Genomic DNA, 20,350 nt, shown 5'->3' on the forward strand with positions numbered 1-20,350 from the left:
AGCTCACCCGCGCGGGTGCAGGAGGCCCGCCAGCTCCTCGACGCCGTCGACGAGCCGCGGCCCCGGCCGCGCCCACAGCCCGTCCGCGTCGACCGCGTGGACGACGACGCCGTCGGGCAGCACCCGGGCGGCGACGAGCACGTCGGCCTGGCGCTGCGCCCCCTCGCGGTCGTAGCCGCACGGCGCGACGACGACGACCTCCGGCCTGGATGCGGCGAGGTCCTCCCACCCGATGGCGACCGACCGCTCCCCCGCCGCCCCGAGGACGCACTCGCCGCCGGCCAGCTGCACCATCTCGGGGATCCAGTGCCCCGGCGCGAACGGCGGGTCGGTCCACTCGAGCACCGCGACGCGCGGCCGCCGGCGCCCCGCGACGTGAGTACGCACGGCGTCGAGGCGCTGCCGCAGGCTCGCAACGAGGGCCGCTGCCTCCGTCTCGCGGCCGACGGCCGCCCCCACCGCGCCGACGGAGGCGAGGACCTCCTCGAGCGTGTGCGGGTCGACGGTGAGGACCGCGGCGCGGCAGCCGAGGTGGCGCAGCGCGGCGTCGACGGTCGAGACGTCGATCTCGCCCGGGGCCAGGCCCTCGGGCAGCGCGGAGGTGGAGACCACCCGGCGCGTGCGCGCCTCCGGCGGGAAGTCGCACTCGAAGGTCACGCCGACGACGTCGTCCCCCGCCCCGAGGGCGAAGAGGATCTCGGTGGCCGAGGGGATGAGGCTGACGATGCGCACGCCCCGACCCTACGGAGGTGGTGGCGCGGTGTCGGTGCGCGGTGCTTGGCTGCGGCATGACCACCTGGGAGACCCACCCCGTCACGCCCGACCGCTTCGAGGACTTCGCGGACGTCGTCAACCCCAACCGGCGTGCGACGCACTGCTGGTGCCTCTCGCACCGGCTCCGGCAGCGCGAGATCGACGAGCTCGGCGACGGCAGCCGCGAGCAGGCCGCCCGACGCCTCTGCGAGCGTGCGGTGCCGCCGGGGGTCGTCACCTACCGCGACAGCGTCCCGGTCGGGTGGTGCAACATCGGAGCGCGCAGCGACATCCCGCGGCTCGTGCACTCGACGAGGATCCACCCGGTCGACGACGTCCCGGTGTGGAGCATCGTCTGCGTCGTCGTCCGCGGCGGCCACCGGCGCCAGGGGGTGACGGCGCACCTCATCGAGGGCGCCGTGGCCTGGGCGGCCGAGCAGGGGGCGCCGGCGGTCGAGGCCCACCCGGTCGACCCCGGCGAGCGGCGGCTGGACCTGACGATGGCGTTCGTCGGGACCCGGGCGATGTTCGAGCGGGCCGGCTTCGAGGAGGTCGGTGTCACCGACGCCACCGCGAGCGGGATGCCGCGCCTGGTCATGCGGCGGACCCTGGCCTGACCCTCGGCCCGTCAGCGCCGGGGACGGCCGATCCCCCCACCCGGACCCGGTCGGGGGTCGGAGTGGGGGGACCTGCGGTGCCCCGGCGACGTGAGGGCCGCGGCCTCCCTGCAGACGACAGCCAGCGCCGCCCGCTCCGTCGTCGCGTCGGTGGAGAGCCAGCGACGACGAGGGGGTGCGACCCGGGGACCCTCTGTGTATCCCCGGGCCGCACGTCTCATTCCCCGGGGCTCTGGCTGTGGTGCACGAGTGCCGCCGTGTAGGCACCGTGCCAGCCGCCCGAGGTGGCGGACCCGCGCGCTCCGCAGCCGCACGACCAGAGCCACCGGCCCTGGCCGCCGCACTGGACGACCGGGTGGTGGGTGGGGCGGTAGGAGCCGCGACGACGTGTCCGCATGCCTTGAAGTCTGTTCGTGCACAAGGGGGTCGCGCAGCGTCGGAGCGTGCCCGCGGGCCGATGGGACCCGGAGGTCCGACAGGTCGGGGGATGCCCCCTCCCCCGTTCGGCCGAGCGTGGCGCGCTTGACAGGGGTGCGCGGCCGGCACCGGCCGGACACAGCACGGAGGGCGCCGTCTCCTCTGCACGGGAGACGACGCCCTCCGGCGTCCGAGTCGGGTCGAGGGACTCGGGGATCGTGGCGCGCCGGACCGGGCGCCCCCGGCGGCGGCTCAGCCCGCAGGGACGACCAGCTGCTGACCGGCGCGGATCTGCGCGGTGCTCAGCCCGTTGGCGAGCTGGATGGCGACGATGCCGTCGCTGATGGACATCGAGGGCAGCTCACGGGACGCGATCTCGGACAGCGTCTGGCCGGGCGACACCGAGACGGTGTGGGCCGGCTCGACGGCGCCCGCGCCCCCGAGGCCGCGCAGGCCGAGGGCTGCCGCCAGCGCGAGGGTGGCGAGCACGAGCAGCACGAGGCGGCCGCGGCGGGTGATCCGCAGCGCCGGCTGTGCGGCGCGGGCCGCACGCCCTCCGGTGGCGCCGCCCTCGAGAACGACGAGCCGCGGGCGGCGCGCCGGCACGGGGCGGGTGTGGCCGAGGTCGGTGGGGTCCCAGGCGATCGCGCTCATCATGTCCTCCATCCCGGCGGCCGGGGCCACCGTCGAACCGGTGTTCGATAGAACGTCTGTACGAGTTATAGCACGCACGTTCGAGGCGGACAAGACACGCGTCGAACACATGTTTGAGTTCGAGGCCCGTCGCTCGTAGGATGTCCGCATGCAGATCAGACTGCATGTCACCACCGACAGACCGTCTGACCTGCGAAAACACCGGTCAGGCCCCCCGTCGGCACGGGGCGGCCGCAGCGAAGGGGTCGAGATGGCACGTCCGAGGAACGCCGACATCCACGAGATGCCCGACCGCGGCGACGGCGGGGACCTCACCCACCGCCAGCGCAAGATCCTCGAGGTCATCCGCAACGCCGTCGACCGGCACGGCTACCCGCCGAGCATGCGCGAGATCGGCGAGGCCGTCGGGCTCACCTCCCCCAGCTCGGTCGCCCACCAGCTCTCGGCGCTCGAGCGCAAGGGCTTCCTGCGCCGCGACCCCAACCGGCCGCGCGCCATCGAGGTCGTCTCCCCCGACCGTCAGGGCTCCGGCTACCGCCGCCCCGAGGCCGACGAGGTCGTCGACGTCACCGGCGAGGGCGACGAGCGCCCCGAGGCCTCCTACGTCCCGGTCCTCGGCCGGATCGCCGCCGGCGTCCCGATCACCGCCGAGGAGGTCGTCGAGGACGTCTTCCCGTTGCCCAAGCAGATCGTCGGCGAGGGCAGCCTCTTCCTGCTCAAGGTCGTCGGCGACTCGATGGTCGACGCGGCCATCTGCGACGGCGACTGGGTCGTCGTGCGCCAGCAGCCGACCGCCGAGAACGGCGACATCGTCGCGGCGATGCTCGACAACGAGGCGACGGTCAAGACCTTCAAGCGGCGCGACGGCAAGGTCTGGCTCATGCCGCACAACCCGGCCTTCGAGCCGATCGACGGCGACCACGCGACGATCCTCGGCAAGGTCACCGCGGTCCTGCGCCGCGTCTGAGGCCGGCCGGCGTCAGTCCTCGACCTCGGCGATGTGGACGACCGCGTCGCCGGAGTTGACCAGCGGCGCCTCGGTGCGCCCGACGACGACGCCGGAGCGGTCGGCGTGCACCAGCCGCACCCGCTTGCCGAGCGAGTCGAAGAGGCCACCGAGGCGCGCCCCGCGCTCGACGCGCTCCCCCAGCGCGACCTCGAGGTGGAGCATGCCGGTGCCGCGCGCCCGGACCCATCCGCTGCGGAACGAGACCGCCGACGGCGCCGGCGGGTCCTCGGCGACCGGCTCGGTCATCCCGAGCGCGGCGAGCACGCGGCGCACGCCGAGCACGCCGGCGTCGACGGCCCAGCGGTCCATCCGCCACGCCTCGCCCGCCTCGTAGAGCAGGACGGTCGCGCCCCGCTCGCGGGCGGCGTACCGGAGCGAGCCGTCGCGCAGCTTCGCGTTGAGCATGACGGGGGCCGCGAAGGCCTCGGCGAGCGCGCGGGTGCGCGGGTCCTCGAGGTCGGCGCGGACCTGCGGCAGGTTGGTGCGCCGGTCCGAGCCGGTGTGCAGGTCGATGCCGACCTCGCACTTGTCGACGACCTCGGTCATGAACAGGTGCGCGATGCGCCCGGCGAGCGAGCCGCGCGGCGACCCCGGGAAGGAGCGGTTGAGGTCGCGGCGGTCGGGCAGGTATCGCTGCCCGGCCGAGAAGCCGAGGACGTTGACGATGGGGACGGCGATCAAGGTGCCGCAGAACGTCTTCGGGTCGAGGCCGGCGACGACCTGACGCACCACCTCGACCCCGACCGCCTCGTCGCCGTGGATGGCGGCGTCGACCCAGACGGTCGGTCCCTCCTCGCGCCCGTGGACGACCCGGACGGGCAGCTCGACGTCGGCGCCGGTGACCAGACGGGTGATCGGCAGCGACACCGACTGCGTGCGCCCGGCGCGCACGCGCACGTGGCCGATCTCGAAGGAGGGCCGAAGGGGGCGCCGGGCCATCAGGCCCTCCCCCGGTTGCGCCGGCGCATCGCGAGCGGCGGACGGCCGCCGAGGTAGGAGCGGCCGGGGTCGACGGCGAAGCCCTGGCGCAGCGCCTCGCGCCCGACGAGCATCCGGAAGCCCATCTCGTCGCGGCGCGCGAGGGTCATCTCGGCGGCGACCGTGCGGCCCATGAGGACGAGGTCCATCGCGACGACGAGCCGCTCCTCGGCGTGGCCCGAGGACGAGCGGACCTCGCGCACGTCGAGCACGGGGCACTCGCACTGGACGGCGTCGGCCTCCGAGCGCTGCCACGGCTGGATGCGGAAGCGGGCCCACCGCTCGCCGTCGCGCTCGAGGTCCTCGAGGTCGAAGGCGTGGATCGACGAGGACCGCGCGCCGGTGTCGAGCTTGGCCTTGACCCACGGCACACCGACCGCCGGGAGGCCGACCCACTCGCGCCAGCCCGCGAGGGTGTAGGAATGGCTGTCCGTCATCCGTCCTCTCCCGTCGGGAAACCATGAAGCTCGCGATCCTCTCCCGCGCGCCTCGCTCGTACAGTACGCAGCGCCTGCGCACCGCCGCCCAGGACCGTGGCCACCAGGTCAAGGTCCTCAACACCCTCCGCTTCGGCATCGACCTGTCCGGAGATGAGCCGGACCTCCAGTTCCGCGGCAAGCGGCTCTCGACGTACGACGCGATCCTGCCGCGGATCGGCAACTCCATCACCTACTTCGGCACCGCCGTCGTGCGGCAGTTCGAGCAGATGGACGTCTACACGCCCAACACCTCGTGGGGCATCGCGAACTCGCGGGACAAGCTGCGCGCCACCCAGATCCTGTCGCGGCACAACATCGGGATGCCGCCCACGACCTTCGTCCGCGACCGCGCCGACGTCATCCCCGCCATCGAGCGGGTCGGCGGTGCGCCGGTCGTCATCAAGCTGCTCGAGGGCACCCAGGGCATCGGGGTCATCCTCGCGCCGGAGATGAAGACCGCCGAGGCCATCATCGAGACGCTGCAGTCGACGAAGCAGAACGTCCTCATCCAGCGGTTCGTCAAGGAGAGCAAGGGCCGCGACATCCGCGCGCTCGTGGTCGGCGACCGCGTCGTCGCCGCGATGCGCCGGGTGGCCAAGGGCGACGAGTTCCGGTCCAACGTGCACCGCGGCGGGTCGGTCGAGCCGGTCGAGCTCGACCCCGACTTCGAGCGCGCCGCCGTCCGCTCCGCGCAGATCATGGGCCTGCGGGTCGCCGGTGTCGACATGCTCGAGAGCGACGAGGGGCCGCAGGTCATGGAGGTCAACTCCTCCCCCGGCCTCGAGGGGATCGAGACCGCGACCAAGCTCGACGTCGCGGGCGCGATCATCGACCACATCGACAACCAGGTCGCCTTCCCCGAGATCGACGTGCGCCAGCGCCTCACCGTCTCGACGGGCTACGGCGTCGCCGAGATCGCGGTGCACGAGGCGTCCGACCTCGTCGGGAAGTCGTTGGGCGACAGTGGTCTTCGCGAGCGTGACATCACGGCACTGACGCTGCACCGCGGGACGATGGTCATCCCCAACCCCAACAGCCACCACGTGCTCGAGGCCGGCGACCGGATGCTCTGCTTCGGCAAGCTCGAGGAGATGCGCTCGATGATCCCGAGCCGCCGCCGGCGCACGCGCAAGGTCAAGCGCCTGCCGAAGGAGCCGATCCACGACGCGCGCCCCGAGTGAGGCGAGGCGTCAGCGCCCGTCGGGGTGCGGGCGCTGCCAGAACGCGGTGTCGACGCGGCGGCCGAGCTTGTAGCCGACCTCGCGCAGCGTGCCGACGTGCTCGAACCCGTGGGCCCGGTGCAGCGCCTCGCTCGCCGGGTTGGGCTGCGCGATGACGGCGACGCAGGTGTGCACGCCGTCGGCGTCGACCCGACGCAGCAGCTCGGCGTAGAGCCGGCGGCCGAGGCCCTGCCCCCGGGCGGCCTCGGCGAGGTAGACCGACACCTCGCGGGTGCCGTCGTACGCGGCGCGCGGCCGGTAGGTGCCCGAGAACGCGTAGCCGAGCACGTCGCCGTCGGGCGCGACGGCGACGAGCACGTGGTCGCCGGGGCGCGTGGACGCGACGCGGTGGGCGTAGTGGTCGTCGGGGCGCGGCTCGAGGTCGAACGTCGCGACGGTGTTCCGGACGGCGTCGTTGTAGATGACGGCCATTCCCGGCAGGTCCGCCGGTGTGGCGGAACGGATCTCGGCCGCGGTCACGCGGCCGCCCCGTCGCGCAGCAGCTGCTCGAGCGTCGGGGCGAGGGGCGCGTCGACCCGCAGGGCCATGTGCTCGTCACCGCGCGTCGGCCCCCGCGTCACGGCAGCCACCGGGATGCCCCGGCGCGCCGCGTGCCGGACGAACCGCAGCCCCGACATCACGGCGAGCGAGGAGCCGAGGACGAGCAGCGCGGGCGCGGCGTCGGTCAGCGCGAAGCACGCGTCGACCCGCTCGCGCGGCACCGAGCCGCCGAAGAACACGACGTCGGGCTTGAGGGTGTCGGCGCCGCAGACGAGGCAGAGCGGGAGCCGGAAGCCGGCCACGGCGTCCTCGGGCAGGACGACGTCGCCGTCCGGGCGGATCTGGCTGCTCACCTGCGAGCCGTCCGGCGCCTCTCCGCGCACCCGCTCCTCGAAGCCGGGGTTGGCGGCGGCCATCCGCGCCTGGAGCTCCTCGCGGCCGGAGCGGTCGCCGCAGGTGAGGCAGACGACCTCGGCGAGCGTGCCGTGCAGCTCGGTGACGTCGTGCGAGCCGGCCGCCTGGTGCAGGCCGTCGACGTTCTGGGTGATGACCGGGCCGAGCAGCCCCGCCTCCTGGAGGGCGGCGACGGCGTGGTGGCCACGGTTGGGCTCGGCGCGCGAGAAGCGCTGCCAGCCGACGAACGAGCGCGCCCAGTACCGCTGCCGGTTCTCGCTCGAGGCGCAGAACTCGCCGTGCTGCATCGGCATGACCCGACGGGTGCCGTCGCGGCCGCGGTAGTCGGGGATGCCGGAGTCGGTGGACATCCCGGCCCCGGAGAGGACGAGGGTGCCGGGGTGCGCGCGCAGCAGGTCCGCGAGCCGCGCGACGGCGGCGGGCTCGCGGGCCTCGGGCGGCAGCGGCCGGGTCGCCCAGTCGGGGGTGCGGCCGACCTCGTCGCGACCGGCGAGCCGCAGCGTCGCGACGGGGGGCGCGCTGGGGGTCTCCGGCATGGCGCCAGTATCCCCCGCGCCGCCGACACCGCCCCGGGGAGCGGCCGCGGATGACGCCGCGTTGCGAGACCCGGGCGGTCGATAACGCCCGCTTATAGGATGGGCCCCATGATCGACGCCGCCGGCCTCCGCGTCATGCGAGCCATCTCTGAGCAGGGCAGCTTCACCGCCGCCGCCGCCTCGCTGGGCTACACCCAGCCGGCCATCTCGCAGATGGTCCGCCGCCTCGAGCAGCGCACCGGCACGGTGCTCGTCGAGCGGGTCGGGCGCAACGTCCGCCTCACCGAGGCCGGCCGGGTGCTCGCCCGCCACGCCGGCCCGGTGCTCGCCGCGCTCGACGCCGCCGAGGAGGAGGTGGCGGCCATCGCCGGGCTGCGCAGCGGCCGGGTGCGGCTCATGGCCTTCCCGTCGGCCTCGGCGACCCTCGTGCCGCGGGCGCTCTCGCTCGTCAAGCAGCGCTTCCCCGACGTGCACATCACCTTCACCGAGGCCGAGCCGCCCGAGAGCATCGCCGCCCTGCGCGCCGGCGAGTGCGACCTCGCCATCGCCTTCGCCTACGAGGGCACCGACGCCACCCGCGGCGAGGAGGACCTCGACGCGTTCGTCGTCACGCCGCTGCTCGAGGACGAGGTGCGCCTCGCCATGCCGCGCGAGCACCCGGCCGCGCACGAGGCGACGGCCCACCTCGCCGAGCTCGCGCAGGAGCCGTGGATCGCCGGCTGCCCGCGCTGCCGGGGCCACCTCGTCCAGCTCGCCGACGCCGCCGGGTTCCGCCCGGACGTCGCCTACGAGACCGAGGACTACGTCGCCGTCATGGGCCTGGTCGCCGAGGGGCTCGGCGTGGCGCTCATCCCCGACCTCATCCTGCGCACGGTCCACCACGACCAGGTCGTCGCCCTCCCGATGGAGCCGGCGTCGCGCCGCACCATCACGGCCCTGACGACCCCCGACCTCGGGCGGGTGCCGGCGGTCCGGGCCACGCTGGAGGCGCTCATCGAGAGCGCGGGCTCGCAGTCGACGGCACCGACGGTCCGGCAGCCGGAGCCGACCTTCTCGATCTGACACCCGCTCAGCGTGCGGTGACGACCCGCAGGCCGCCGCGCCGCTCGACGAGGGCGACGTCACCGCGCTGGTCGGTGCGGTAGACCGCCGAGCCCAGCCGGCGCAGCAGCGCGAGGTGCGCCGGCGCCGGGTGCCCGTAGTCGTTGTCCGCGCCGACGCTGACGACCGCGACCGGCGCGCGGACGGCGGCCATCAGCCCCTCGTCGAGGTTGGCCGAGCCGTGGTGCGGCGTCTTGACGAGCTCGAACCCGCGGGCGGCCGCCGCCATCGCCGGGTCGCGGCGCAGGCGCAGGAGGAGGTCGTGCGCCGCCTCGCGCTCGACGTCGCCGAGGAGCAGCGCGTCGACATCGCCGGTGCGGGCCGCGAGGACGACGCTGCCGTTGTTGGGCACCGACCCCTCGGCGATGCGGCGCCACGGGCTCCAGACGACGGCGTCGACCTCCCCGAGCCGGACCCGGTCGCCGGCGTGGAGGACGCCGACCGGGATGCCCGCCGCGGCCGCCGTGCGCCGGACGGTCGCGGCCGCCGACGCGGGCTCGGCGACCGGGCCGACGAGCACCTGCCGCACGGTGCGGCCACGAAGGGCGCCGGCCAGGCCGTCGACGTGGTCGGCGTGGAAGTGCGTGAGGACGACCGCGTCGAGGGTCGTGACGTCGAGCCGGTCGAGGCAGCCGTCGACGAGGGCGGGGTCGGGCCCGACGTCGACGAGCACCCCGCGCCCCGGACCGCTGCGCAGGACGACGGCGTCGCCCTGGCCGACGTCGCAGACGACGACCCGCCAGCCCTCGGGCGGCCACGTGACGAGCCGGGTCGGCAGGAAGGAGGCCAGCGCGAGCAGCGCCACGCCGAGTACGGCCACCGGCCGGCGCGCGACGCCCGCGACGAGGGCGCGACCCGTGAGGACGACGACGAGGAGCAGGCCGGCCAGCAGCAGCGCCCCGGGGGGCCCGTCCGGCCAGGGCAGCGTGCCACCCGGCACCTCGGCGGCCGCCCGCGCGACGCGCGCGATGCCGGTCGTGGGCACCACCCCGACCCACGCGACGAGCTCGGCGCCGCGCCCCCAGACGAGCGAGACGAGGGAGGCGGCCACCCCCGCGACGGTGGCGGGCGGGACGAGCGGCGCCGCGAGGAGGTTCGCGAGCACGCCGACGACGCTCACCGACCCCTGGAGCAGCACGACGACCGGGGCCGTCATCACCTGCGCGGCGACGGGCACGGCGAGCGCCGGCCCGAGCGGCGCGAGCCGACGGGGCAGCCGGCGCCCGACGGCCTCGCCCCACGGGCGGGTGAAGAGGAGCAGCCCGAGCGTCGCGAGGGTCGAGAGGACGAAGCCGTACGAGCGCGCGAGCCACGGGTCGAGGACGAGGACGACGACGACCGCGCCGGCGAGCACCGGCAGCCCGGCCGAGCGCCGCGACCGGCTGAGCCCGAGCAGCCCGATCGCGCCCATCGCGGCCGCGCGCACGACGCTCGGCTCGGGGCGCGCGAGGACGACGAACCCCGCGAGGGCCAGCCCCGCGAGCACCGGCCGCAGGGGCCGCGGGACGCCGACGACGGCGCACAGGCCGAGCACCAGCCCGGTGACGACGGCGACGTTGCTGCCGGAGACGGCGGTCAGGTGGGTCATCCCGGTGGCCCGCATCGCCTCGGTGAGGTCGGGCGGGGTGCGGCTCGTGTCGCCGATGACGAGCCCGGGCAGCAGGCCCCGCGCATCGGCCGGGGCGTCGTCGACGGCGTGGCGCAGGCCGGTGCGCAGCCGCTCGGCACCCCGCGCGACCGCCCCCGGCGGCGCGAGCGACACCGGCCGCCCGGAGACCGCGAGCGTGGCGACCCGGTCGTCGGCCAACTCCATCGGCCCGAGCCGTCCGCGGACCCGGACGGTCTCGTGCCACCGCGGCGCCAGCAGCACCTCGCCCCCGACGAGGAGGACGGGCGCCGACGTCGCGACGGTCCGCCCGCGACCGGTCAACCGCTGCACGGTGCCGGCGCGGACGAAGCGCGCCGACCCGTCACGCGCGGCCACGCGGATCGCCTCGCCGGTGACGAGCACGTCGGCGGTCACGACCGCCCGCCCGGCCGCGAGCTCGCGCACACCGCCCTGCTCGCGCGCGACCGTCGCCGCCACGGCCGACACCTGCAGCAGGGCGACGAGGACGACGGCGAGCGTGACCGGCCACCGCCACACCGCCGCACGCCCGCCCGGCCGGCGGACGACCCGCACCCACGCATGGAGGACCAGGCAGGCTACGACCTCCACACCGACGACGACCAGCCGTGCGCCCCACCCGAGCCCGAGCGTCGCGGCGGCCACCGCCCATGCGACGAGTGCCGGGCCGAGCAGCCGCAGGTCCCCCGCGTCGGCGGTGGGCGTCCCGGACTGCGTCACGGCACGACCAGCGGCCGCAGCTGCTCGAGCAGCTTCTCGCCGATGCCGCTCACCTCCGCGAGCTCGTCGACGCTCGAGAACCGGCCGTGCGCGGTGCGCCACTCGACGATCCGCTGGGCGAGGACCGGCCCGATGCCCGGCAGCCCGTCGAGCGTGCCGGCGTCGGCCGTGCTCAGCGACACCGGTGCGGCCGGGGCGCCCGACGCGCCCCCGCTCGCACCCCCGACCGGCGACGCGGGCGGTGCGACCGGGGCCTCTCCCTCCGCCGGCACCCGCACCTGCTCACCGTCGACGAGCACGCGCGCGAGGTTGACGGCGGAGAGGTCGGCCCCACCCGTCGCACCGCCGGCGGCGTCGACCGCATCGGCCACCCGGGAGCCGGCGGGCAGGGACCGCACCCCCGGGCGGCGGACGCGGCCGACGACGTGCACGACGACCTCGCCGGACGGCGACGGCGACACCGACGACGACGACGAAGGAGACGCCAGGGACGACGTCGGCACCCCGACGTCGACGGCTCCCGCCGTCACCCCGACCGGGCCGGCCCGCGCCCCGCCCCCGGGCGCGACGACGTCGCCGTCCGACCCCGCGCTCGCGACGCGCAGCCCGAGGACGACCGCGGCGAGCAGCGCGAGGACGACGACCCCGAGCACGGCCGAGCGCCCCGGCTGCCACCGCGCCCCCTGCAGCGTGGTCGGCAGCCGCACGCGTCGCCGGTCCTCGACCCGGTCGTCGGCGTCGTCGTGGACGCCTCCGTCATCGGCCTCCGACGTCGCGGACGGCACCTCGGGCACCCATCCGGCCGACCGCGAGCGAGAGCGCAGCCACGCACTCGCCCGGGGCGAGAGGGCGTCGGGGTCGGGGCGCTGGCGCATCCCCCGACGCTAGGCAGCCCACGTTCCCGCGGCACCGGGCCGCGGGCGATCTGTGGACGACGGACCGCGCCCGGCCCGCCTGTGGACGACCTGCCGCCGAGGAGACCGACGTCAGCCGCTCCGGCGCCCCCGGACCCGACCCCACGCCGCGCGCATGTTGCGCCGGTGCCGGGCGAGGACGAGCACCGACACGAGCAGCAGCCAGACCCCCTCGTCGCGCGCCAGCCCGACCACCCCCGTCGACGCGAGCCCGGCGCCGGCGACCGCCCCGAGCACCGCGAGGAAGCCGGTGGCGACGACCGAGGCCTCCCCCACCCGGCGCAGCGCGGCCAGCGCGAGCGCGAACACGACCACCGCCGCGAACGCCACCCACGGCGCCACCGCGAGGATCCCCCCGAGCGCGCAGGCGACGCCCTTGCCGCCACGCCCGCCGAGGAACGGGCTGTAGACGTGCCCGAGGACGACGCCGCCGGCGACGACGAGGGCCGGCAGCGTGCCGGCCCACAGCATGACGAGGAGCGTCGGGACGAAGGCCTTGAAGACGTCGAGGACGAGCACGAGCGCGCCCCACCGCCGGCCGAGCACCCGTCCGGCGTTCGTCGCCCCGGGGTTGCCCGACCCGGCGTGCCGCAGGTCGGCCCCGAGCGCCCGCGCCACGACGGTCGCGACGTTGGCCGAGCCGACGAGGAACCCGAGCGCCGCGAGCGCGACGAGGGCGAGGACGGCCATCAGGACACGCGCGGCACGACGGCGACCGCGAGCGTGCCCGGGCCGACGTGCGCGCCGACGACGGCGCCGAGCTCGACGACCCGCACGCCCGCGTCGGGCATCCGGCCGCGCAGCCGGCCCGCGAGGCTCTCGGCGCGCTCGGCGGAGTCCAGGTGGTGCACGGCGAGGTCGACACCGGGCGCTCCGGCCGCCACGGCGGCCTCGGCCGCCTCGACCGCGATCTCCTCGAGCCGGGCGATGGCGCGGCTCGACGTGCGCACCCGCTCGAGCGGGACGATCTGGCCGTCGCGCAGGCCGAGGATCGGCTTGATCGACAGCGCGGACCCCACGAGCGCCCCGGCCCGCCCGATCCGGCCGCCGCGCCGGAGGTACTCCAGGGTGTCGACGTAGAAGACGACCGTGGCGCCCTCGCACGTGCGCCGCACCGTCTCGGCCACCTCGTCGAGGGAGGCGCCACTGACGGCCGCCCGCGCCCCGGCGAGCACGGCCTCGCCCATCGCCATCCCGAGGGCGCGGGAGTCGACGACGCGCACCGGCACCGGGGCGGTCCCGGCGGCGAGGCCCGCGCCGGCGACCGTGCTCGACAGCTCCCCGGACAGGTGCACCGACACGATGCCGTCCGCGCCGTCGCGGGCCGACGCCTCGTAGGCCTCCGCGAACGCCGCCGGCGCCGGACGCGAGGTCGAGACGGGCGTGAAGGCGTGCAGCGCCGCGGCGACCTCGTCGGAGCCGACGTCGACGCCCTCGCGGTGCTCGTGCCCGCCGATGACGACGTGGAGCGGCACGACACGCACCGGCAGCCCCTCGAGGTCGCCCGGCGAGAGGTAGGCGGTGGAGTCGGTGACGATCGCGGTGGTCACCCTGCGCAGGCTAGCGCCCCCCACGCCCCGGGAACCGGCCTCACCAGGGCAGCGGGACGTCGAGGTCGCGCGGGTCGTCGGCCGGCACCCAGCCCCGCCCCGGCTCCTCGACGTACTCGACGCCCGGCCCGTCCGCCGCGAGCGCGGCGACGGCGGCGAGCAGCCGCTCGACGTGCTCGTCGGTCGTCGCGAGGCCGGCGCTCGCGCGCACGGCGGTCACCGCGCCGTCACCGTCCCGGGCCAGGAGCGCGTCGACGAGCCGGTGCGCGCAGAACTTGCCCGCCCGCACCCCGATGCCGTGCTCGGCGCTCAGCGCCGCCGCGACGAGGTGGCTGTCGAGGCCGTCGACGGTGAAGGCCGCCACCGGCACCCGCGGGTGGTCGGCTCCGAAGACCGAGTGCACGCGCACGCCCGGGATGCCCGCGAGCCCCTCGAGCAGCCGGGCCCCGAGCCGCGCCTCGTGCGCCTCGACCGCCGCCCGGTGGGTGCGCAGCGCCGCGCACGCGGCCGCCAGCGCGACCGCCCCGAGGACGTTCGGGCTGCCGCCCTCGTGGCGCGCCGCGCCCGTCGCCCACGTGACGCCGTCCGCCGAGACCGCCGCGCTGGCCCCTCCACCAGCGAGGTGGGGCTCGGCGGCGTCGAGCCAGTCGGCCCGCCCGACGAGGGCGCCGGCGCCGTAGGGGGCGTGCAGCTTGTGCCCCGAGAACGCGACCCAGTCGACGTCGAGCGCGGTGAGGTCGACCGGCCGGTGCGCGACGAGCTGCGCGGCGTCGAGGAGCACCCGGGCACCGTGCCGGCGGGCGACGGTGACGACGCGCTCGACCGGCCACAGCTCACCGGTCACGTTGGACGCCCCGGTGACGACGACGAGCGGGGTCGGCCCGCCCGCGAGGCCGGCGAGCGTCGACCCGAGGCGGCCGAGCGCCTCCTCCGGGGAGGCGGGAACCGGGAGCCGGTGCGTGGCGGCGGCCGGCCACGGCAGCAGCGAGGCGTGGTGCTCTGTGTCGAACACCACGACGGGCGTCCCCGGCGGCAGCGCGCGGGCGAGGAGGTTGGTCGCCTCGGTCGTGGTCCGCACGAGGACGACGAGGTCGTCGGCGCGAGCCCCGACGAAGCGCGCGACCTCGTCGCGGGCGGCCTCGTAGTGGGCGCTCGTCACCCGCGAGAGCCATCCGGTGCCGCGGTGCACCGAGCTGTAGGTGCGGGTGGCGGTCGCGACCGCGCGGACCACCGACTCGAGCGCGGGGGTCGAGGCCGCGTGGTCGAGCGGGGCGTATTCGACGAGCGCCCCGGACACGACGGGCACGGGGTCGGGCGCGACGACGGCGGGGAGGGACCGGGTCAGCAGGGAGGGGCCGGCGTGGCCGACGGCGACGAGGGCGGTGTGGTGCGTGGACATCGGGGCTCCTGAGGGCCTCGTGGACCCTCGGGACGCCCGGGATCCGCGCTTGCCGACGCCGCTGCGGCGCCGACCAGGTCGTCACCCGGGGCACCCCACCGCGGAGGAGGGTTGCCGGCCAGCGAGCCGGGGCTTGTCACTGGCACTCATGACCTACGCCGACGAGTGTGACGAACGCGCCCGCGACCCGTCATCCCGGGTCCACGACGTGGGACGGCCCCGCCGCTCCGGGTGGCCTCAGGCGTCGTCGGCGGCGTGCACGCGCCGGCCGTCGACGAAGGTCTGCAGCACCCGCGTCGCCCCGATCTCCTCGGGCGGCCCGGCGAACGGGTCGCGGTCGAGGACGACGAGGTCGGCGAGGGCGCCCTCCCGGATGCTGCCGGTCCCCTCGTGCCGGTTCACGAACGCCGAGCCGGCGGTGTACGCGGTGAGCGCGGTCGCGAGGTCGAGCCGCTGCTCGGGCAGGAACACCGGGTGCTCCGGCTCGCCCTCCCGGTGCGCCTCGGGGATCTGCCGGGTCACCGCGACGTGGATCGCGGCGAGCGGGTCGGCGGTCGAGACGGCCCAGTCGGAGCCCATCGCGAGCGTCGCCCCGGAGCGGTGCAGGTCGCCGAACGGGTACTGCCACGAGGTGCGCGGCTCGCCGAGGAAGGGGATGGTCAGCTCGACCATCTGCGCCTCGAGCGCGGCCCAGAAGGCCTGGAGGTTGGCGACGACGCCGAGCTCGCGGAAGCGGTGGACGTCGTCGGGGTGGATGACCTGGACGTGGGCGAGGTGGTGGCGCGCGTCACGGCGGCCGTTGGCGGCGATGGCTCCCTCGACGGCGTCGAGGCACTCGCGCACGGCGCGGTCGCCGATCGCGTGGAAGTGCAGCTGGAAGCCGGCGGCGTCGAGCTGCACCGCGGCCGGCAGCAACGTCTCGACGGGGACGAACGAGATGCCCGAGTTGTCGGTGTACCGGCCGTGCCCGTCGCAGTACGGGTCGAGCATCGCGGCGGTGAAGTTCTCGGGCACGCCGTCCTGCATGATCTTGACGCTCGTCGCGCGGAACCGGTTCGTGGACAGGGCGTCCCGCCGCCCGATGATGTCGGGCACCTGCTCCAGCCCGGTGTTGCGGTCCCACCAGAGCGCGCCGACGACGCGGCCGGTCAGCCGCCCGGACTCGTCGGCCGCCCGGTACGCCCGCGCCGGGTTCCCGCCGTCGCCGTAGTCGCCGATGATCGCGTCCTGCCAGGCCGTCACGCCGAGCGCGTGCAGGTGCGCCTGGGCGCGCAGCAGCCCCTCGAGCCGCTCGTCGTCGGTCGTCTCCGGGGCGATGTTGCCGACGAGGGCCATCGCGCCCTCGTGGAGGGTCCCGGTCGGGTGGCCGTCGGCGTCGCGCTCGATGCGCCCGTCGCGCGGGTCGGGGGTGTCGCGGTCGATACCGGCGCGCCGCAGCGCCTCGGAGCTGACCCAGGCGCTGTGCACGTCGCGGTTGGGCAGGAAGGCCGGCCGGGCTCCCACGACGGAGTCGAGCTCGGCCGCCGTCGGGGTGCCCCCGGGGAAGGCGGTCATCGACCACCCGCCGCCGAGCACCCACTCCTCGTCCGGGTGCTCGCGGACGTGGCGGGCGATCCGCTCGAGGTAGGCGCGCGCGGTCGAGAGCCCGTCGAGGTCGCAGCGCCCCATGTGGACCCCGGCCCACACCGGGTGCACGTGCGCGTCCTGGAAGCCGGGCAGGAGCATCCGGCCGCGCAGGTCGACGTGCTCGGTCCGCGAGGTCGCGAGGTCGAGCACCTCCTCGTGCCCGACGGCGACGACGCGCCCGTCGTCGACGGCGACGGCGGTCGGGCGCGAGCGCACCGCCCGCGCCGTGAAGACGGGCCCTCCCGACAGGATGAGGTCGACCACCGCCGCGCGCGTCCCGGGTCAGGCGGGGACGACGTTGACGAGCTTCGGGGCGCGGACGATGACCGTGCGCACCCCGTTCTCGAGGCTCGCCTGCACCTTGGGGCTCGCGAGGGCGAGCTCGCGCAGGGCGTCCTCGGTGATGTCGCTCCGCACCTCGAGGCGGTCCTTGACCTTGCCGCGCACCTGGACGACGCAGGTCACCGTGTCGTCCACCAGCAGTGCCGGGTCGGCGACCGGGAAGGGCTCGTGCGTCAGGGACCCGGTGTGCCCCAGCCGCATCCACAGCTCCTCGGCGAGGTGGGGGGCCATCGGGGCGACCATGAGCACGAGGGCCTCGGCGGCCGCGCGCGGCACACCGCCCTCGAGCTTGGTCAGCGCGTTGTTGAGCTCGGTCAGGCGCGCGATGGCCGTGTTGAAGCCGAGCGCCGCGTAGTCGGTGCGGACGGCGTCGATGGTCCGGTGCAGGACGCGGTTGGTCGCGTCGTCCGGCGTGGCGTCGGTGACGACGACCTCGCCGGTCTCCTCGTCGACGACGTTGCGCCACAGCCGCTGGAGGAAGCGCTGGCTGCCGACGACGGCCCGGGTGTCCCAGGGCTTGCTCTGCTCGAGCGGGCCGAGGCCCATCTCGTAGAGCCGGAAGGTGTCGGCGCCGTACATCTCGTACATCTCGTCCGGGCTGACCATGTTCTTGAGCGACTTGCCGATCTTCCCGAACTCGCGGGTGACCGGCTCGCCGTTCCAGGTGAAGGTGCCGTCGGGGCCCTCGACGACCTCCTTGGCCTCGACCGGCTGGTCGCGTGCGTCGCGGTACGCCGGCGCCTGGATGTAGCCCTGCGCGAAGTACGTCCGGAAGGGCTCGCTCGAGCGCAGGTGGCCGAGGTCGTGGAGGACCTTGTGCCAGAAGCGGGCGTAGAGCAGGTGCAGCACCGCGTGCTCGACGCCGCCGACGTAGAGGTCGACACCGCCGGGGTCGCGCGTGCCGGCCGGGGCGCCCGCGACCGGGGTGTCGCGCGGGCCCATCCAGTAGTCCTCGTTGGCGGGGTCGACGAGCGCGTCGCCGTTGGCCGGGTCGAGGTAGCGCAGGTAGTACCAGCAGGAGCCCGCCCACTGCGGCATGACGTTGGTGTCGCGGCGGAAGCGTCGGGTGCCGCGGCCGTCGCCGAGGTCGAGCTCGACCTCGACCCACTCCGTGTCGCGCGCCAGCGGCGGCTCGGGCTCGCTGTCGGCGTCGTCCGGGTCGTAGACCTTCGGCGAGTAGTCCGGCACGTCCGGCAGCTCGACGGGCAGCTGGTCGGCGGGCACGCCGTACGCGATGCCGTCCTCGTCGAACAGCACGGGGAACGGCTCACCCCAGTAGCGCTGGCGCGCGAAGAGCCAGTCGCGGAGCTTGTAGGTGACGGCGCCGCGGCCGTACCCCTTCTCCTCGAGCCAGGCGGTCATCCGCTCCTTGGCGTCGGCCACGCCGAGGCCGTCGAGGCTGATCTCGTCGTTGGCGGAGTTCGTCGCCGGGCCGTCGCCGGTGTAGGCGGTCGACTCGTCGTGGTCTGCCGGCGGCTGCACCGTCCGGACGATGGGCAGCTCGTAGGTGGTCGCGAAGTCCCAGTCGCGCTCGTCCTGCGCGGGCACGGCCATGATTGCGCCGGTGCCGTAGCCCATGAGGACGTAGTCGGCGACGAAGACCGGCACGCGGGCGCCGTTGACCGGGTTGATGGCGTACCCGCCGGTGAAGACACCGGTCTTGGTCTTGCCCTCGGCCTGGCGCTCGAGGTCGGTCTTCGCACCGGCCTCGGCGCGGTAGGCCACGACCGCCTCGGCCGGGGTGGCGTGCCCGCCGGTCCACGCGTCGCGCGTGCCCTCGGGCCAGCCGTCGGCCGGGACGAGGGTGTCGACGAGGGGGTGCTCGGGGGCGAGCACCATGAAGGTCGCGCCGAAGAGGGTGTCGGGTCGGGTCGTGAACACCTCGATGCCCTGCGCGTCCGGGGCGGTCTCGACCGGGAACGTCACGTGGGCGCCCTGGCTGCGGCCGATCCAGTTGCGCTGCATCGTCTTGACCTTCTCGGGCCACTCGACGCCGTCGAGGTCGTCCGCGAGCCGGTCGGCGTACTCGGTGATCCGCATGACCCACTGGCGCAGCTGGCGCTTGAAGACCGGGAAGTTGCCGCGGTCGGAGCGGCCCTCGTTCGTGACCTCCTCGTTGGCCAGCACCGTGCCGAGGCCCGGACACCAGTTGACGGTGGCCTCGACCGACTGCACGAGGCGCTGGGCGTCCAGCAGCGCGGCACGCTCGGTGTGCGAGAGGTCGTCCCACCCGCGGCCGTCGTCGGCGGGCAGCGGGCGGGTGCCGTCGCGGTACTCGGCGACGAGCTCGTCGATGGGGCGGGCGCGGCCGGTGCCGCCGTCCTCGCGGGGTGCGTCGTGGTCGTACCAGGAGTTGAAGATCTGCAGGAAGATCCACTGCGTCCAGCGGTAGTAGTCCGGGTCGATCGTGCGGATGGCGCGGCGGTCGTCGTGGCCGAGGCCGAGGCGGCGCAGCTGGCGCGCCATGATGGCGATGTTCTCCTCGGTGGTCGTGCGGGGGTGCTGCCCCGTCTGGACCGCGTACTGCTCGGCGGGCAGACCGAAGGCGTCGTAGCCGAGGCAGTGCAGGACGTTCTTCCCGAGCATCCGGTTGTAGCGCGCGAAGACGTCGGTGGCGATGTAGCCCAGCGGGTGGCCGACGTGCAGGCCGGCGCCGCTCGGGTAGGGGAACATGTCCAGGACGAGGAGGTGGCCGCCCTCGTACCCGGCGACGGCGTCGGGCTCGGCCCACGGGCCGGCGGGGTTGGGGGCGTGGAAGGTGCCACGCTCGGCCCAGCGGTCCTGCCAGGCGACCTCGATGCGGCCGGCCAGCTCGGCGGTGTAGCGGTGCGGGGTGTCGCTCATCTCGTCCTCGTCGTCGTCGTGTCCTGCGGCCATGAAAAAACCCCTCGCACAGGAGGGGTCGCCGCGCGGGCCGGGTGGGCCGCGCGGCTACGGAAGGAGCAGGAGCCTCGGCACGCGCTCAGGGTACCGCAGGGCGGTGGGCCGCTGCCGGGACACCCGGGTCAGTGCATCGCGTGGACGACGGCGTGGCCGCGGCCCCGGCTCATCAGCCAGCGGTTGACCGGGACCGTGACGACGAAGGCCAGCGCGAGCGACCCGGCGAGAGAGACCCAGAAGAGGACGGTGCCGAGGCCGGCGTCCATCGCGCCGGGGACGAGGACCATCGCCCCGTTGTCGATGACCTCCATGACGAGGATGGAGACGGTGTCGGCGGCGAAGGCCACCCCGAGGGCGGCGCCGAGCGCCAGGCCGGCGGCGCGGACCGAGCGGACGGTCAGGGCGTAGCCGGTGGCGAACGCGAGGACGACGGACAGGACCACGACCGAGCCGGTGCCGAGGCCGAAGGCGGTGCCGATGACCATCCCGGCGACCTCACCGATGGCGCAGCCCGTGAGGCAGTGCAGCGTCGCGGAGGCCGCGTCGCCCCAGCTCGTCGGGCCGTGGTGGGCGTGTGCGTGGGTGCTCATGATGGCGACAACAAGATACCCCC

19 protein-coding genes and 1 riboswitch are annotated in these 20,350 nt (G+C 75.5%); of the genes, 4 read left to right on the forward strand and 15 right to left on the reverse strand.

The window, feature by feature from the left end; genetic code table 11:
- Positions 1-3: 3 nt before the first annotated feature.
- Positions 4-732, reverse strand: coding sequence for an ABC transporter substrate-binding protein (locus LG324_RS14445; protein ID WP_404348973.1), 729 nt, complete (start codon positions 730-732; stop codon positions 4-6).
- 56 nt (positions 733-788) lie between these two features.
- Here LG324_RS14445 and LG324_RS14450 point away from each other — a divergent pair, with 56 nt between their 5' ends.
- Positions 789-1,370 carry a GNAT family N-acetyltransferase gene (locus tag LG324_RS14450; protein ID WP_404348974.1) on the forward strand — a complete coding sequence of 194 codons (582 nt, stop codon included), beginning with the start codon at positions 789-791 and terminating at the stop codon, positions 1,368-1,370.
- Between the two features lie 217 nt (positions 1,371-1,587).
- On the opposite strand, the gene LG324_RS14455 is transcribed toward LG324_RS14450, so the two are convergent.
- Both LG324_RS14455 and LG324_RS14460 read right to left on the reverse strand, forming a co-directional pair.
- Positions 1,588-1,767, reverse strand: coding sequence for a hypothetical protein (locus tag LG324_RS14455; protein WP_404348976.1), 180 nt, complete (start codon positions 1,765-1,767; stop codon positions 1,588-1,590).
- A gap of 272 nt (positions 1,768-2,039) precedes the next feature.
- Complete coding sequence (locus LG324_RS14460; protein WP_404348978.1) at positions 2,040-2,441, reverse strand: LysM peptidoglycan-binding domain-containing protein; 402 nt, start codon at positions 2,439-2,441, stop codon at positions 2,040-2,042.
- Between the two features lie 250 nt (positions 2,442-2,691).
- On the opposite strand from LG324_RS14460, the gene lexA reads away from it, so the two are divergent.
- On the forward strand, positions 2,692-3,408 hold the full coding sequence (gene lexA / locus LG324_RS14465) for a transcriptional repressor LexA (protein WP_242525592.1): 717 nt from the start codon (positions 2,692-2,694) through the stop codon (positions 3,406-3,408).
- A gap of 12 nt (positions 3,409-3,420) precedes the next feature.
- On the opposite strand, the gene LG324_RS14470 is transcribed toward lexA, so the two are convergent.
- The gene (locus tag LG324_RS14470; RefSeq protein WP_030528092.1) at positions 3,421-4,389 is read right to left on the reverse strand and encodes a succinylglutamate desuccinylase/aspartoacylase family protein; all 969 of its coding nucleotides are present in this window, start codon (positions 4,387-4,389) and stop codon (positions 3,421-3,423) included.
- Entirely contained in the window at positions 4,389-4,865 is a 477-nt protein-coding gene (locus LG324_RS14475) for an ATP-dependent zinc protease (protein WP_404348982.1), read from the reverse strand. Before LG324_RS14475 ends, LG324_RS14470 begins: the two co-directional genes overlap by 1 nt.
- 23 nt (positions 4,866-4,888) lie before the next feature.
- On the opposite strand from LG324_RS14475, the gene LG324_RS14480 reads away from it, so the two are divergent.
- A complete protein-coding gene (locus LG324_RS14480; RefSeq protein WP_404348984.1) occupies positions 4,889-6,088 on the forward strand; it encodes a RimK family alpha-L-glutamate ligase in 1,200 nt (399 codons plus the stop codon).
- Positions 6,089-6,097: 9 nt separating this feature from the next.
- Here the strand turns inward: LG324_RS14480 and LG324_RS14485 are convergent, their stop codons facing one another.
- Positions 6,098-6,607: a GNAT family N-acetyltransferase gene (locus LG324_RS14485; protein ID WP_404348987.1), complete on the reverse strand. Its 510-nt coding sequence runs from the start codon at positions 6,605-6,607 to the stop codon at positions 6,098-6,100.
- Positions 6,604-7,578 (reverse strand): NAD-dependent protein deacetylase, encoded by a 975-nt coding sequence (locus LG324_RS14490; RefSeq protein ID WP_404348989.1) that lies wholly within the window; start codon positions 7,576-7,578, stop codon positions 6,604-6,606. The genes LG324_RS14485 and LG324_RS14490 overlap by 4 nt, the downstream gene beginning before the upstream one ends.
- A 108-nt stretch (positions 7,579-7,686) precedes the next feature.
- On the opposite strand from LG324_RS14490, the gene LG324_RS14495 reads away from it, so the two are divergent.
- The gene (locus LG324_RS14495; protein ID WP_030528087.1) at positions 7,687-8,640 is read left to right on the forward strand and encodes a LysR family transcriptional regulator; all 954 of its coding nucleotides are present in this window, start codon (positions 7,687-7,689) and stop codon (positions 8,638-8,640) included.
- A gap of 7 nt (positions 8,641-8,647) precedes the next feature.
- On the opposite strand, the gene LG324_RS14500 is transcribed toward LG324_RS14495, so the two are convergent.
- The 8 genes from LG324_RS14500 to LG324_RS14535 all read right to left on the reverse strand — a co-directional run bounded on the left by LG324_RS14500 (position 8,648) and on the right by LG324_RS14535 (position 20,327).
- Complete coding sequence (locus LG324_RS14500) at positions 8,648-11,026, reverse strand: ComEC/Rec2 family competence protein (protein ID WP_404348992.1); 2,379 nt, start codon at positions 11,024-11,026, stop codon at positions 8,648-8,650.
- Positions 11,023-11,901 (reverse strand): ComEA family DNA-binding protein, encoded by an 879-nt coding sequence (locus LG324_RS14505; protein ID WP_404348994.1) that lies wholly within the window; start codon positions 11,899-11,901, stop codon positions 11,023-11,025. The genes LG324_RS14500 and LG324_RS14505 overlap by 4 nt, the downstream gene beginning before the upstream one ends.
- A 111-nt stretch (positions 11,902-12,012) precedes the next feature.
- Positions 12,013-12,630 (reverse strand): glycerol-3-phosphate acyltransferase, encoded by a 618-nt coding sequence (locus LG324_RS14510; RefSeq protein ID WP_404348996.1) that lies wholly within the window; start codon positions 12,628-12,630, stop codon positions 12,013-12,015.
- Complete coding sequence (locus LG324_RS14515) at positions 12,630-13,490, reverse strand: DegV family protein (protein ID WP_404348999.1); 861 nt, start codon at positions 13,488-13,490, stop codon at positions 12,630-12,632. Before LG324_RS14515 ends, LG324_RS14510 begins: the two co-directional genes overlap by 1 nt.
- A 40-nt stretch (positions 13,491-13,530) precedes the next feature.
- The gene (locus tag LG324_RS14520; RefSeq protein WP_404349001.1) at positions 13,531-14,889 is read right to left on the reverse strand and encodes an aminotransferase class V-fold PLP-dependent enzyme; all 1,359 of its coding nucleotides are present in this window, start codon (positions 14,887-14,889) and stop codon (positions 13,531-13,533) included.
- A gap of 40 nt (positions 14,890-14,929) precedes the next feature.
- A riboswitch (SAM riboswitch) is annotated at positions 14,930-15,043 on the reverse strand.
- An 83-nt stretch (positions 15,044-15,126) separates the two neighbouring features.
- Positions 15,127-16,779, reverse strand: coding sequence for an amidohydrolase (locus tag LG324_RS14525; RefSeq protein WP_404349004.1), 1,653 nt, complete (start codon positions 16,777-16,779; stop codon positions 15,127-15,129).
- 18 nt (positions 16,780-16,797) lie between these two features.
- Positions 16,798-19,701: a leucine--tRNA ligase gene (leuS, locus tag LG324_RS14530; RefSeq protein ID WP_404353154.1), complete on the reverse strand. Its 2,904-nt coding sequence runs from the start codon at positions 19,699-19,701 to the stop codon at positions 16,798-16,800.
- Positions 19,702-19,862: 161 nt separating this feature from the next.
- Positions 19,863-20,327 carry a DUF4396 domain-containing protein gene (locus LG324_RS14535; RefSeq protein WP_404349005.1) on the reverse strand — a complete coding sequence of 155 codons (465 nt, stop codon included), beginning with the start codon at positions 20,325-20,327 and terminating at the stop codon, positions 19,863-19,865.
- Between the last annotated feature and the right edge of the window lie 23 nt (positions 20,328-20,350).

The organism is Phycicoccus jejuensis, from assembly GCF_044797865.1.
GTDB lineage: Bacteria > Actinomycetota > Actinomycetes > Actinomycetales > Dermatophilaceae > Phycicoccus > Phycicoccus jejuensis.

Bases quoted from the DNA above. Each gene is read 5' to 3' on its own strand.
- LG324_RS14535 (WP_404349005.1), bottom strand. From the start codon at position 20,327: ATGAGCACCCACGCACACGCCCACCACGGCCCGACGAGCTGGGGCGAC.
- leuS (WP_404353154.1), bottom strand. From the start codon at position 19,701: ATGAGCGACACCCCGCACCGCTACACCGCCGAGCTGGCCGGCCGCATC.
- LG324_RS14470 (WP_030528092.1), bottom strand. From the start codon at position 4,389: ATGGCCCGGCGCCCCCTTCGGCCCTCCTTCGAGATCGGCCACGTGCGC.
- LG324_RS14480 (WP_404348984.1), top strand. From the start codon at position 4,889: ATGAAGCTCGCGATCCTCTCCCGCGCGCCTCGCTCGTACAGTACGCAG.
- LG324_RS14510 (WP_404348996.1), bottom strand. From the start codon at position 12,630: ATGGCCGTCCTCGCCCTCGTCGCGCTCGCGGCGCTCGGGTTCCTCGTC.
- LG324_RS14475 (WP_404348982.1), bottom strand. From the start codon at position 4,865: ATGACGGACAGCCATTCCTACACCCTCGCGGGCTGGCGCGAGTGGGTC.
- LG324_RS14455 (WP_404348976.1), bottom strand. From the start codon at position 1,767: ATGCGGACACGTCGTCGCGGCTCCTACCGCCCCACCCACCACCCGGTC.
- LG324_RS14460 (WP_404348978.1), bottom strand. From the start codon at position 2,441: ATGAGCGCGATCGCCTGGGACCCCACCGACCTCGGCCACACCCGCCCC.
- LG324_RS14495 (WP_030528087.1), top strand. From the start codon at position 7,687: ATGATCGACGCCGCCGGCCTCCGCGTCATGCGAGCCATCTCTGAGCAG.
- lexA (WP_242525592.1), top strand. From the start codon at position 2,692: ATGGCACGTCCGAGGAACGCCGACATCCACGAGATGCCCGACCGCGGC.
- LG324_RS14490 (WP_404348989.1), bottom strand. From the start codon at position 7,578: ATGCCGGAGACCCCCAGCGCGCCCCCCGTCGCGACGCTGCGGCTCGCC.
- LG324_RS14505 (WP_404348994.1), bottom strand. From the start codon at position 11,901: ATGCGCCAGCGCCCCGACCCCGACGCCCTCTCGCCCCGGGCGAGTGCG.
- LG324_RS14520 (WP_404349001.1), bottom strand. From the start codon at position 14,889: ATGTCCACGCACCACACCGCCCTCGTCGCCGTCGGCCACGCCGGCCCC.
- LG324_RS14450 (WP_404348974.1), top strand. From the start codon at position 789: ATGACCACCTGGGAGACCCACCCCGTCACGCCCGACCGCTTCGAGGAC.